10 protein-coding genes and 1 pseudogene are annotated in these 13,209 nt (G+C 45.0%); 3 read left to right on the forward strand and 8 right to left on the reverse strand.

Features of this window, described 5'->3' with window-relative positions; translation table 11 throughout:
- The first annotated feature begins 23 nt into the window (after positions 1-23).
- Positions 24-906: pseudogene (locus tag MHO32_RS09785) on the forward strand (hypothetical protein).
- A 101-nt stretch (positions 907-1,007) separates the two neighbouring features.
- On the opposite strand, the gene MHO32_RS09790 reads toward MHO32_RS09785, so the two are convergent.
- From MHO32_RS09790 to MHO32_RS09825, 8 genes are all read right to left on the reverse strand, one after another.
- Complete coding sequence (locus tag MHO32_RS09790) at positions 1,008-2,330, reverse strand: CoA-disulfide reductase (RefSeq protein WP_239211514.1); 1,323 nt, start codon at positions 2,328-2,330, stop codon at positions 1,008-1,010.
- 76 nt (positions 2,331-2,406) lie between these two features.
- On the reverse strand, positions 2,407-3,813 hold the full coding sequence (locus MHO32_RS09795; RefSeq protein ID WP_005444993.1) for a cation:dicarboxylate symporter family transporter: 1,407 nt from the start codon (positions 3,811-3,813) through the stop codon (positions 2,407-2,409).
- A 40-nt stretch (positions 3,814-3,853) separates the two neighbouring features.
- Positions 3,854-4,237, reverse strand: coding sequence for a RidA family protein (locus MHO32_RS09800; RefSeq protein ID WP_005444990.1), 384 nt, complete (start codon positions 4,235-4,237; stop codon positions 3,854-3,856).
- A 24-nt stretch (positions 4,238-4,261) separates the two neighbouring features.
- A complete protein-coding gene (locus tag MHO32_RS09805; RefSeq protein WP_005444988.1) occupies positions 4,262-4,930 on the reverse strand; it encodes a helix-turn-helix transcriptional regulator in 669 nt (222 codons plus the stop codon).
- Between the two features lie 580 nt (positions 4,931-5,510).
- The gene (locus MHO32_RS09810; protein WP_005444986.1) at positions 5,511-7,607 is read right to left on the reverse strand and encodes a methyl-accepting chemotaxis protein; all 2,097 of its coding nucleotides are present in this window, start codon (positions 7,605-7,607) and stop codon (positions 5,511-5,513) included.
- A 382-nt stretch (positions 7,608-7,989) separates the two neighbouring features.
- Entirely contained in the window at positions 7,990-8,382 is a 393-nt protein-coding gene (locus MHO32_RS09815; RefSeq protein ID WP_114092694.1) for a GtrA family protein, read from the reverse strand.
- Positions 8,383-8,524: 142 nt separating this feature from the next.
- On the reverse strand, positions 8,525-10,021 hold the full coding sequence (locus MHO32_RS09820) for an ArnT family glycosyltransferase (RefSeq protein WP_239211516.1): 1,497 nt from the start codon (positions 10,019-10,021) through the stop codon (positions 8,525-8,527).
- A 2-nt stretch (positions 10,022-10,023) separates the two neighbouring features.
- Positions 10,024-11,064, reverse strand: a complete 1,041-nt coding sequence (locus tag MHO32_RS09825) for a glycosyltransferase family 2 protein (protein ID WP_017817884.1) — start codon at positions 11,062-11,064, stop codon at positions 10,024-10,026.
- Between the two features lie 152 nt (positions 11,065-11,216).
- Between MHO32_RS09825 and MHO32_RS09830 the strand changes: the two genes are divergently transcribed.
- Both MHO32_RS09830 and MHO32_RS09835 read left to right on the forward strand, forming a co-directional pair.
- Complete coding sequence (locus MHO32_RS09830; protein ID WP_005444974.1) at positions 11,217-11,894, forward strand: response regulator transcription factor; 678 nt, start codon at positions 11,217-11,219, stop codon at positions 11,892-11,894.
- Positions 11,891-13,177 (forward strand): sensor histidine kinase, encoded by a 1,287-nt coding sequence (locus MHO32_RS09835; protein ID WP_239211518.1) that lies wholly within the window; start codon positions 11,891-11,893, stop codon positions 13,175-13,177. Before MHO32_RS09830 ends, MHO32_RS09835 begins: the two co-directional genes overlap by 4 nt.
- The last annotated feature ends 32 nt before the right edge of the window (positions 13,178-13,209 follow it).

Below are 13,209 nucleotides of genomic sequence, written 5' to 3' on the forward strand. Positions count from 1 at the left end.
TAACAACAGCCAAGGAGTAACCTTTGGCTTATTTACCTTTTTACATCACGCCAGACGAGCTTTCGGCTTATCAAGAAGAACAAGAGCAACAAATTCTAAAGGGGATGAATCTCACAATCTGGCACAAGCACGATATTGAAGAGCCTTTTCGATACTTATACCTGTCGATTGCTATAGCCGCTGTCAGTCCATTATTTTTCCTTACCTATTTCCTACATGACAACAGCGACATGATCTTAACTTACATTTTATCGGGTCTGACGATAATCATGTCTGGTGTATCTTATCTGACATTTGGGTTGGACAATCGTTATGATTACACCTTGTCCGATCGCGGGTTAGTTATAAAAAAACGACGTAATTTACCGAATTGGGTAAACTCCGCGGCTCAAGTCATGGGCTGGATTGGAGCAATAGTTTGTGTCGTGATGGTTGGGGTTGCTGGCCCCATGGTTCTTGCCGGAGCTGGTGGGTTTATATTGGTTTCATTTGGTATGCTTAAACGACAGCCTGATGAAGCAACAGAAGTGAGAGTAGGCGAACGAGAAGATTGGCTTTTACACATGCGAATATATTAATATGGAACATACCAAGATTTCACGCTTACACAACCGATTCCACTATTACGTATTTTTCAAAACCGTGTCTGACTTAGAGTCTATGGTCAATCAGCTAGCGACGGAATATAAGCTTGACTGTACAGAAGTCGCAGACCACAAAAAGCTATTTGAAGCTAAGCCAGAGGCTAGACTGTTTGGTACGCCAGTTTGTTATAAAGAATATCAAACCGATGAGGTATTTGATTTAAGGGCGTCAAATGCCCCACTTCCTGAGCGTGAATACCTATACAACGGTAAGTGGCAAACTGAATCTGAAATCGAACGCTTAAAAGCAACTGGTGAATAGCAAGCCACTCCCGCTTCATAGTTCAAAACAAGCATTAAAAAGGGCTCCAGAGATAACTCTGGAGCCCTTTTGTTTTGTCTGAATTGACTTGTATAACTACATTATTTCGCTACGTTACCTGCAACGTTTAGTGCATCCCAAGTACGTGCGAATGGTGGAGCGTAGCAGAAGTCCATGTAGCCTAGTTGCTGTGTGGTCATCTTCGCAGTGATGGCAACAGCGAGTGCATTGATTCGCCCTACTGCGCCTTTCTTGCCCACGATTTCACCACCAAGCAGCACATTAGTTTCTGGGTGGTAAACCAGCTTCACTTTAATGTCTTCTTGACCTGGGTAGTAGTCGGTTTGGTTCTTATCTGAAATGGTTGAAACCTTCACTTCCAAACCGTGTTCTTTAGCTAGAAGTTCCGATACGCCTGTGCATGCCAGTTCGTAGTCCAGCACTTTCAAGCAAGATGACCCCAAGAAGCCGCTCATATAAGTGTCTTTCCCAGCAAGTTTGTCAGCCATCATGCGCGCTTGTTTGTTAGCAGTGGTTGCCAGTGGAACATACACTGATTTTCCTAGCGCCATGTGGTGAACCACAGCGCAGTCGCCGACAGCGTAAATGTGTGCATCTTCTGTTGCGCCAAACTCATCTACGAGTAGTGCGCCGTTCGCTGCTTTCGGTAGCTCGAACGCTTCTGTGTTTGGTTTGAAGCCAAGTGACATGATCACAACGTCTGCTTCTACATTGCCGTTGTCGGTTTCTACGATGTAACCGCCCTGCTCCGCGTCGCGAATGGCTGATACGCTACAACCGTTTTTTAGCTCAGCGCCAGATTCACGAATCGCACCTTCTACCACTTCAATCATCTCAGGGCTGAACTGACAGCTCATTACATGTTGTTCACGCTCAATGATGGTGACGTGCTTACCTAATAAGTGCGCTGCATCGAACACTTCAAGGCCGATAAAGCCGCCGCCGATAACACAAACGCGTTGTTTGTTGCTATCCTTAAGCGCTTCTTTTACTGCCAAGCCATCTTCCATGCTGGTTAGCGTGTATACGTGCTCTGGGTTGAACTCACCAAACGATGGCACGATTGGACGAGCGCCAGTGGCAATCACCAACATATCGTAATCGATGGTGCTTTCTTCACCTTGGTGACGAACTTTAATCTGCTTTTCTTTGCGGTCTAGTACCACCATTTCGGTTTCAATGCGCACATCTAAACCAGATTTAATCGCTTGTTCTGGCGTACGAGAAATCATGCGCTCAGTGTCATCAAACATGCCACCAGCAAAGTAAGGTAAGCCACACGCTCCGAACGAGATGTAATCGCGCTTATCCAGCACAATCACTTCATCTGATGGCTGATTACGTTTGTATTTCGCTGCGAAACTCATACCTGCAGCGCTACCGCCTACGACAACAACTTTCATATTTATTACCTAAATAACCTGAACTCAGGAAAAACGGAGAGCACCCGCGTTGAGTGCTCTTTATTAAGTTTGGAAATTACACTGCTGCTTCTTTTGACACTGTTGCAGCCACATCTGCGTTGTATTGCTCAGTGTTTAGTGAGCCATTCTTCTTCGCGGTTAGCACGCCTGACAACATTGAGCCAGAGATGTTAAGCGCGGTACGAGCCATATCGATAAGCGCTTCGATAGAAACCAGAATCGCCACAACCGTAATGTCTAGACCCATGATGGTTAGTACCGCTACTGCTGCGAACGTTGCACCGCCACCAACACCTGCGATACCGAATGAAGCAATCGCGATGACAGCAATCAATTGTAGGATGAAGCCTAGGTCAACTGGCATGCCCATTACTTGAGCCGCCATGATAGCTAGCATTGCTGGGTAGATACCTGCACAGCCATTTTGACCGATACTGGTACCGAATGTTGCTGACATGTTTGCTGTTTCTTCGTCCACACCTAGACGTTGAGTTTGAGTTTCAACGTTTAGTGGGATTGCCGCCATGCTTGAGCGAGAACCGAAGCCAAATACGAGCACTGGCCAGATTTTCTTCATGAACTTAGCAGGAGACAGACCGAACAAAGACACCATCACGAAGTGGATAGCGAACATTACACCGATTGCCACGTAGCTTGCTAGTAGGAATCGACCCATTTCTGCTAGTGCGAACAAATCGTTTGTCATCATGAACGTAGTCATCAGAGCAAATACACCGTAAGGCGTCAGCTTCAGAATTTCACGTACCATTGAAAGCACTACTTCTTTTGCTGAGTTGATGAAATCAACAAAGTTTTGCACTTTCTCTGGCTTACGGTTTTTCACTTGCAGGATACAGTAGCCAAGGAACATACCGAACAGGACGGTCGATAGCGTCGAAGTACGTTGAGAGCCCGTTAGCATGTCAAAGATGTTCGTTGGGATGATAGACAGAGCCATACCTGACAGGCCGCTGCTCGCCATCGCATCTTGCGTTGCAATCAGAGAGTCGCCACGCGCTTCAATAGCGCTGTTAGTGCCGATAGTGCTCACTAGTGCGTTTGCATCGATACCGAACAGGTAAATACTTGCGATGCCCACTGCAGCAGAAATAGCACAAGTGAAAAGTAGAATACCGATGATTTTTGGTGCGATACGCGATAGTGCACCGCCGCCTTCTACGTTCATGATCGAAGAGATCATCGCCACAAATACTAGTGGGATTACGATCATTTGTAGAAGCTTGATGTAGCCTTTACCGAACACAGAAATCAGTTCAGCAAAACCTGCCGTTGCAACGTTGCCTACGCCGAATACGAGCTGAATTGCACCGCCGAATAACAGGCCAGCAGCAAGCGCACTCAGTACGCGGAAGTTAAAGCTTTTCTTTTGTTTTTTGAAGTTCGCAAGTAATGCGTAGAACCCAAAGAACAAGATGCTCAATCCAATAAATGAAACGCTCATGAGAATCTCCTATTGATACCCATTTATGTCCGAAAATCGGTTACTTTTTGTATGCAATGGCTTCAACTTCAACCAATGCGTCTTTTGGTAGTCTTGCTGCTTCAACGCAAGAGCGAGCGGGTGCGTTTTCTGTACCAAATACCTCTGTGTACACTTCGTTAAAGGCGGCGAAGTTTTCCATGTCTGATAGGAAGCATGTCGTCTTCAATACTGTGTCTAGACCCGCACCGCTTGCTTCTAGAACTGCTTTTAAGTTTTCTAGTGACTGACGAGCTTGTTCTTTGATGCCGCCTTCAACAAATTGCATGGTTTCTGGAACCAGTGGCAACTGACCTGATGTGTAAACCATGTCGCCGTAAGCTGTGCCTTGAGAGTAAGGACCGATAGCTGCTGGTGCTTGTTCAGTGGCAATAATTTTTTTCACGATACAACTCCTAAGTGATTAATTTTATTCTGATTTAAATTCTCGGATAAACTTGTAAACCGCCTGACGGCTAATCCCAAGTTGCTCTGATACTTGTGTCGTCGTCTCTTTTAGCTCAAATACACCGTTATCAAACAAACAACGAATAATGGCTTTGTTACGACCTTTAGCTGAAACCGTCTCATCTTGGTCAACCTCTTGCGTGGCAGCACTTAACGCTTGCTTGATGACATCATTGGCGTTGTTACTGAAGGTCTCACTGACCAAGGTTTGTGATACGTGACATTGTGGCATCAGCGTCTTGACGATCTCAGGGAATGGGAAAGATAAATTCATGTTGATACATAGCATGCCAATCGGCTTTTGCTCTGGACCAGCCAAAATGCACGTGGTCGATTTCAGTAGCGAACCATCGGCGGCATTGGTGAAATAACTCTTCGGAGAGACCTCGCCCGTTTTCTCGAAGGTGCTCCACATACGTAAGCCCAAATCAGTGATTGGCGAGCCAATTTCACGCCCAGTATGATGACCATTCACAATCTTCACGACTGAATTTTCTAAGCTTTCAAATGAATGAATAACGACTTCGCAATACGGTCCGATCAAGTCGGCGATTGTATCTGCCAAGCGAAAATAGTTGCTTAAACATGCTCTGTCTTCGTCGGTGAATCTAACTTGCTTTACGCTCATCATTTCGGTTTACATTTTTGAACTCAATGACGAAAAACTACTCCTTTCGGGTAGGTTCAGCAATACAGAGTAAACTTCTGTAAACTGCAAACTCACGCTCAAAACACCAGCAAAAATCGAATAAATGATCAAAATCACGCACAATAGTTGAACAAGATCACCAAAAACATATGAATTCGGTTTAATTTCTTAAACCTTGTCAAAGTTTAAATATTTAAAATCAAAGATTGCATTTTTGAATACTTTAATGATCTAGAACAAGTTCTAAAATTCAGTAAAAACCACATACGGTAAATTCTCATTCTACATGCAAGTTGATTTATAAAATCAACTTCAATCAAAACGCTCAAACCACGACACAAGATGAATAAAATTTCATCTCACATACCCAATTTGTATATCTAAGTCACCTTGAGATATGTGGGCGTACAATCGACTTGTTTCCATTCCATACCTATAAGACGAATCTGAGTTTAAAAAGACGCAGATACAGAAGAAAAAATTGGACAGGTTATTTAGGACATAAAAAAACCGAGCGCTCGATGCGCTCGGTTCGATAAAACTATAGGGTAGTAAAAACAAACTAGGAAAGCTTGAATTTACTGAGTTCTCCGTGAAGATCGCCAGCTTTGACCGTCAACTCGTTACTGATTTCAACCGATGATGTCATGGTGTCCATCACCTCTACCGCCGTATCGTTGATGATCACAACATTGCGGTTGATCTCTTCTGACACGGAACTTTGCTCTTCTGCTGCAGAAGCAATCTGATTGTTCATGTCATTGATGACTTCAATCGCTTGGTTGATTTCAGACAGAGCCAAATGCGCTGCTTGAGTCTCGCCCTTGGTATCAATGGCTTGTTTCTGACTTTGCTCCATCAACACGACAATAGATTGTGTCTCTTGTTCTAAGCGAGCCAACATAGCGCGGATTTCTTCTGTTGAACCTTGAGTACGATTTGCTAGATTTCGAACTTCATCCGCTACTACTGCAAAACCTCGACCCGCTTCACCTGCACGTGCCGCCTCAATCGCTGCATTCAGTGCCAACAGGTTGGTTTGTTCAGCAATACCACCAATCTCACTCAAAATACCCTGAATCGCGGTACTAGAATCGACCAAGTTTTGCGTTTGCTGCTGTGCATCGTTGACTTGCATCGCTAAATTGTCGACCGCACTCGCCGCATTGTCCATGCGTGTCATGCCATTTAGGCTGTTGCTTTGCACTTGGCTTGCTGCAGCAGCCGCTTGAACCGCAGAGTTTGCAACTTCTTGCGCGGTTGCACTCATCTCATTGATTGCAGTTGCCAGTGAATTCACTTCATTCACCTGCGCGTTGAGTTGATCACGAGATGCCGCTGCTCGCGTTTGACCTTCTGTGGCGTTCTTATCTACCTGATCTGCAGTGCTCATTACCGTCAACAACATTTCTTGCATACGGGATAAGAAAGTATTGAACCAGTGGGCAAGCTGCGCTGTTTCATCTTTGCCTTTCACTTCAATGCGGTAGGTCAGATCGCCTTCGCCTTGTGCCGCATCTTTAAAGCGCTCGACTAAGTTATTGAGCACTTTACCTAAAGAGCTGGCAATAAACGCCATAGCAGCAATACCTAAAAGAGCAGCGATGATCCCCGCCCACACACCTTTTTCAAGCGCTTTTGTATTCTGCTCATCACTCCATTGTTGGTAGGTGTCGACGCTTTTTGTAAGATAGTTGCTGGGAACTGACACCATGACTACCCACGGAGCATCACTCGTTTCAATTGACGTAATCGCATATTCGTCACCACCAAAAGTAACGAGACCAGCGCCTTTTTCTTTCGCGATCGACTGAATGTTTGCCCACTGTGCTGCAAGCTCAGAAGACACCTTCTTGCCTACCATTTCTGCATCACGACTGTTTGCCAATGTAATGCCTTTCCATGATGTGATAAGGATTTTTCCTTGTCCTTCAAACAGGTCTCGTGCAAACAACTCACTCTGACTTTGCAGCTCGTGTAGCGAGAGATCAAAACCGAGTGAGCCAATGATTTTACCATCCTGCTTAATTGGCTGACTGATGGTAGTGATCAACTCTTGTTTACCACGAACTGGATAAAAGTACGGCTCCATTACGAAAGTTTTGCCTGTTTCGTAAGGCATTAAGTGCCAATCGTCTTTACGCTCACCGTTGTTGTTTAACTCCGTATTACTAAAGCTCTCCATTGCGACAGCGTCAAAGCTATTCTTATCGTTTGGAGAGAAGAAAGGTGCGAGGTAGCCTTGGCTGTTAAAGCCGATTTCAGGACTAAAAGTCGTTTGCTGTGACCATGTTTTGTCTTGCCAAACCATATAACCAGCAAATACGGCTTTGTTTTGTGCTTCTAATGCGGCAGTAAACTGTTTAACAATAAGATCTGCGCTCGCATCTGTCTCTGCACTTAACTCAATAATCGAACGTACTTGTTTAAGGTTTGCCAACACAGGATCGAGTTGGTTGGCTACATTCAAACCTTGCTGAATTGCGGTATTTTGCAAGTCGGTGTTGGTCGCATCTGTTAACTGCGTTTTGACCTTCTCGTTCACTTGTTTGTTTACATCGGTAAATGCGTTTGTGGTCATTCCCATGGCAATAAGCAAAGTGAAAGCCATCGCTCCACCAGCGCTGACCGCAATTCGCGTTCGTATACTGTTAAACATAGAAACCTCTGTAACTAAAAATAAGTTGGCGTTAGTTTTTGAAATATCGTGGATTTTAAACAACAGAAGTGAACAGGAGGCGCCAAGATATGAATAAAAAAAGAACAGAAAGATCAATTTTATTAACAGAATTAACTGGCGAGGGGACTTTATATTTAAAGGTAATGAGCTGCACAATAAATAAAGTGATTAAGTTGATAGTATAACTCTTTGTATTTACGGAACTTAAACCTTACAAAAAAGATGGCTTTTATATGAAAGTAATCAAATATTAAAGTAGAGGTATGCTTACGAGTCGATTAATCATTTCGTGATTTAGATCACATTTAATTTTCCTCATCTTTTTGTTTTCACTGCAATTATTATCTGGATAACCAAGCCATTATTCGCTCGATTGTTGGAACACCCAGTGCATACTCAGCAAGTAATTGCTCACCATACCCGCCAAAATTCCCATCACTAAAGCAATGTAAACTGTTGTCCCTTGTGTACCCAATAAGAGTGTGGTGACTTTGAAAACGGCAAAGTTTGGTAATGCGCTGATGCTTGCGCTAAGCATAAACTTTTGCCATTGGTTAAATGCTCTATCCTTTGTTGATTGCGAAAACGTCAAACATCGATTGCCCAACCATGTTGTGGTCGCAGCAACGCAAAATGCCAGCCCTCGAGCCATCATTAATTCGCCCCCAGCCCATTGAAATAAAACCATAAAAATGAGTGTATCGACGATGAAGCCGACACCACCCACCATAGCAAATGTCAATAATCTACTCATCACGTTACCCTATACCCAAGTGACTTCAAGATGCAGAATTCAGAGCGTTGTCATTGATTCGAGAGCAAGGAAAACAACGCTGTGTAATAGCCAGCTCTTCCCAAGTGTTTGACGCGACCATTTGTTTGACTAAAAAAGCGAGTCAAAGACACGCTCCCAAAGGGCGCTCTTTGCAAATATAAGGGCCTTGGCTTGTATACTTTGTTGCCGATTCTTGCATCTCGAGGTTATTTGGGTATATAACGCAGGTATAGAGCGTGCGCTTTGACTTAGCAGTAAACTCATTAGTACAGCTCAAGGCGTTATCATGGATCAACTTGTCAACTTGTCGTTCTTTACCAATGAGGTAGAACTTATTTAGTTGATTGAGCTCTGTTACATCTTCCAGTTTTTTCGCTTGTCCTTGGCTATAAAATTGACCAGAGAACGGACGTTTCCCAATGTAAAAAACAGGTGCATTGTCGGTGATCTCTGCAAATAGAATACGATCACTTCGGCTGTCTGCTTTGCCCATGTTTAAGACCAACATAGCGATCATGAGCAGCACAGGTAACACTGCTGCCGTGCCAGTAAGCCACTTAAAGTCATATTTATCCACTAACATTGCAATCAGGATACCCAATGCAGGAACACCTGGTAGCACGTAGGCCGGCAAAATGTTCCCTGCCATAGTGAACAAAACCATTGGCGAGATCAGCCAACACATTAAGAAACTGAACAAGCCTTGATGATCCGTTTCTATTGATTTGATTGTGTGTCGGCGCTTCCACACCAGAACAGGCAACACGAGCGACCATGGCGCAGCCGATTGCAGCCAGAATAGCCAAATCATGCCACGTGGTTGGTCATGAGCAGAACCATATAGATCCCCCTCCCATCCACTTACGACAAAGCGTTTAAAGTGCTCACCAACAATGAAATAATCAATGAACCCCGGCGTCGCCATCTCCGCCATGATGTACCAAGGCAGTGCGATCGCCAACATCAACGCTAAGCCTGAAATCAATGGAAAACGCTGCCACAAGGCTTTAAAAGCACCAAAAAAGCCATGCTGAATAACCAGCCAAGGAAAGACAGCAATCCCCATGATAACAATCGCAACCGGACCTTTTGCGAGTAACCCACACGCCAGACCGAAGAACCCCAGATAGCCCCAAAGTTGGCTGTGTTTGTCTTTTCCGAGCCAACAATAATAAAAGCCAAACATAGCCATTGTCATAGCTAACGTGAGTGCCATATCCGTCATCACCGCGCCCGCTGCAATCGAGAAAATGCCACATGTTGCCAACACTAACGATGCGACAAGCGCACTAAAACCAGCACGGTGCGCCATGGCTGCAACAAAAATAATAGTCGCGACACCCGCTAACCAATGAGGTGCGCGCACCGCAAACTCATTTAGCCCAAATAACTCAATGCCATACGCACTCATCCAAGTAAACAGAGGTGGCTTACCCCAAAATGGCACGCCGTAATCAAATTGTGGGGTGAGCCAATTACCTGTCTCCACCATCAAACGCGCCATTTCGCCATAGCGAGCTTCTGTCGTGTCCATAAGTGGATACGTAGCCAAAGAAATAAGGCGAAGTAACAACGCGAACGCCAACAACAACCATAGGTGGGTTTTATTAATACTCATGACTACGCAGATTCTCCAAATTTAAACTTCATAGCTTGGATGGTTTGATGTTTTGCTGGTCGCTCGAAAACAGACTGGATAAGGTAAAGAGGTCGTTGCTTGGTTTCGATGAAAATGCGCCCGATGTATTCACCAAGCAACCCGATAGAGAGCAATTGGACACCACCAAGTGCGAGTTGAACCACCATCATGGATGGATAGCCGGAAACTGGCTCTCCAAATACGACCGTTTTCATCACAATGAATGCGCCGTAGATAAATGCACTGAACGCAACTAACGCACCTGCAAGCGTTGCTAGGCGTAAAGGACGGATAGAAAAGGAAGTGATACCGTCCATCGCGAGTCCGATCAGCTTGAGGTAATTCCATTTGGTTTCACCGCAAAAGCGAGCATCACGTTCAAACGGCACCGTAACTTGCTTAAATCCAGGCCAAGAAAAAATGCCTTTCATATAGCGATTGCGTTCTGGCAGAGCATTGATGTGTTTGACAACGTTGGCGCTTAATAAGCGAAAGTCTCCAACATTTTCCGGAACATCAAGCTTCGCCATACTGTTTAAGACTTTGTAAAAGCACGCCGCTGAAAAGCGCTTAAACCATGTCTCGCCATGGCGTTCGCTGCGCTGCATGTTGACCACGTCGTAACCTTCACGCCACTTAGATAGCATCTTTGGAATAAGCTCTGGTGGATCTTGTAGGTCGGCATCAATCACGATCACAGCTTCGCCATGACAATGCTCAAGACCGGCACTCATCGCCGATTCCTTACCAAAGTTACGGCTAAGTGCTAGACAGCGAACGTCGCTAGAAGATTGAGAAAAGTTTTGCGCAATCATTAAACTGTCGTCTTTGCTACCGTCATCGACATATACGATTTCACATCGCTCAGGTATGTCATCCAATACTACTGTGAGACGGCGATGGAATTCTGGCAACACTTCTTGCTCGTTAAAGAATGGCACCACAACAGACAAGACTGTTTTAGGCTCAGCGTGTTGGCTCACCTTTGAAAAGGTTGCGGCGTGAATGTTGAAGGTTGACATGCTACTCTTCCACTAAATCCAATGAATGGATGCAGTCTACAAGTCACCATGTGAAAGAGATGTTGTTGACATCTTTTTCACGCCCTTAGTGCATAATGTTCTGTTAAGAAAAGTCCCTAATTTCCAAAACCTGCCAAATTGGAGAGAAATACATGAAACGCGTACTTTTGGTCGAAGACAATCGAGAAATTGCAGGCATGCTGTTCGACTATTTTGAGTGTGCGGGTATGGAACTCGATTACGCTGACAATGGCGAGCTTGGTCTGAAATTAGCGATGGAAAATACCTTCGATATTATTCTGCTTGATCTAATGCTACCTCGCATGGATGGCTTGACTGTGTGCAATAAATTACGCGAAGCAGGCAACAATACGCCTGTATTGATGCTCACCGCACTCGACAGTCGAGACGACATGTTAAAAGGTTTCAACCACGGTGCGGATGACTATCTGACAAAACCTTTCGATCTAGACATATTGGAAGCACGCATGACCGCTTTGATTCGCCGTTATCGCGGTACGGTCGCGTCTTGCAAGTTAACTTATGGTGAAGTCTCAATCGATCAGAAAACCCGTAAAGCGTATCGCCAAGATAAGCTCCTCGCCCTCAATCCGACCACTTATACGATTTTGGAAATGTTGGTGAAGAACGCACCAGATGTCGTCACTCGCGAAGACATTGCATTTCGCCTATGGCAAGAGAACGAGCCGAACAACGACGTACTGCGCAGCCATATCTACCAACTGCGAAACCAAGTTGATAAGCCGTTCGAACGACATGTGCTCATTACGGTTCCAAAAGTTGGCTTCCGCTTGGAGACAGGTGCATGATCAACCGCTTACTTGCCAGTACGCAAAGCACACAAAGTATGACAGGGCGACTCGCTCTGTTTTTTTCTTTCGTTTCTGTCGTTATCGGTATTTTCTGCTTTGCACTCATCACTGGTGCTCTTTTATGGTCAGAAGATCGTGTCGGCGAGCGCCGGATCATGATCGATAAAAAAGAGGCGATCGAACACTTTCAATCTCATCCAAATGCAGGCGTTATACAATTAGACCTATTGACCACCGCCTACAACGACATTGCCTTAGTACCTGCCCCATTTCAGAAGTATTTAATAGGTAAAAAACATTTTTTGGATGAAGTCGGGGATGAGCCTAGTTCAAGAATGATTTATATGAGCACCTACACCAGTAAAGGTGTAGAGCATCCAGTAATCCTCGTATCCCTGATTGATGAAATCGAAATTACCACCGAAGAGTTCATCATGGTGGTTGCTATGGTGCTGTCTATCGTCGCAATCTTGGTGTTCTTGTTTGGTAGCTTGTTACTGCGGTTATCACAACGCTTGATCGAGCCTGTTAACGCCCTAAAAACGCAACTTGACCAACACCAAGGTGATCCAACCCAAACCTTTAGTGTGCCGGAAAGTTCGGCAAAAGAGTTTCAAACCTTAGCGGATGAGCTTAATGAGTATCGCCGTAAGATCAATCAAGTCATCAAACGGGAGCAAGCTTTTGCACGTTACGCAAGCCATGAACTACGCACACCATTGACGGTAATGAAAGGCTCAAGCAGTTTATTGGCGAGAAGCGCCGGTACGGATTTTCAAACGCGACAGGTTCATCGTATTCAAGATGCAACGCAACAAATGTCGACGATGGTGGACGCTCTACTCGGCTTAGTGCGATATGAACGAAATACAGATGACTCACCCGTACGAAGCATTAGCGAAGAAGAGCTCACACAAATTATTGCGCAAAGTCAGGCGCAAGCGGATGAGAAAGCACTCAGTTTTGATGTGCAGATAGACGGTAACCCCAAAACGCGTGCTACCAATGCGGTCTTGACCATCATTCTTGGTAACTTGATTCGAAATGGCATTGCGGCAACGCCATATGGGGCGATCCATATTGGCATGAACGAGGATACCATTTGGGTTCGTGATGAAGGGGAAGGTTTTTCCAGTATCCCTCATTCAGAAGGGCATGGGTTGGGTTTAATGATTGTGGATGACCTGTGTCACCGCTACGGCTGGCAATTTGACATCGGAACTCACCCAGACGGTGGGTGCGAAGCCGTTATAAATCTTGCATTGGAACATCAAACCTAGCCAAGTGCATTCCACCCTCAGACCAAGGCACC

The organism is Vibrio sp. MMH1-50, assembly GCF_022347645.1.
GTDB classification, from domain to species: Bacteria; Pseudomonadota; Gammaproteobacteria; order Enterobacterales; family Vibrionaceae; genus Vibrio; species Vibrio harveyi.

Coding starts and splice junctions, on each gene's coding strand:
- MHO32_RS09790 (WP_239211514.1), bottom strand. CDS start 2,330: ATGAAAGTTGTTGTCGTAGGCGGTAGCGCTGCAGGTATGAGTTTCGCA.
- MHO32_RS09795 (WP_005444993.1), bottom strand. CDS start 3,813: ATGAGCGTTTCATTTATTGGATTGAGCATCTTGTTCTTTGGGTTCTAC.
- MHO32_RS09805 (WP_005444988.1), bottom strand. CDS start 4,930: ATGATGAGCGTAAAGCAAGTTAGATTCACCGACGAAGACAGAGCATGT.
- MHO32_RS09810 (WP_005444986.1), bottom strand. CDS start 7,607: ATGTTTAACAGTATACGAACGCGAATTGCGGTCAGCGCTGGTGGAGCG.
- MHO32_RS09815 (WP_114092694.1), bottom strand. CDS start 8,382: ATGAGTAGATTATTGACATTTGCTATGGTGGGTGGTGTCGGCTTCATC.
- MHO32_RS09820 (WP_239211516.1), bottom strand. CDS start 10,021: ATGAGTATTAATAAAACCCACCTATGGTTGTTGTTGGCGTTCGCGTTG.
- MHO32_RS09825 (WP_017817884.1), bottom strand. CDS start 11,064: ATGTCAACCTTCAACATTCACGCCGCAACCTTTTCAAAGGTGAGCCAA.
- MHO32_RS09830 (WP_005444974.1), top strand. CDS start 11,217: ATGAAACGCGTACTTTTGGTCGAAGACAATCGAGAAATTGCAGGCATG.
- MHO32_RS09835 (WP_239211518.1), top strand. CDS start 11,891: ATGATCAACCGCTTACTTGCCAGTACGCAAAGCACACAAAGTATGACA.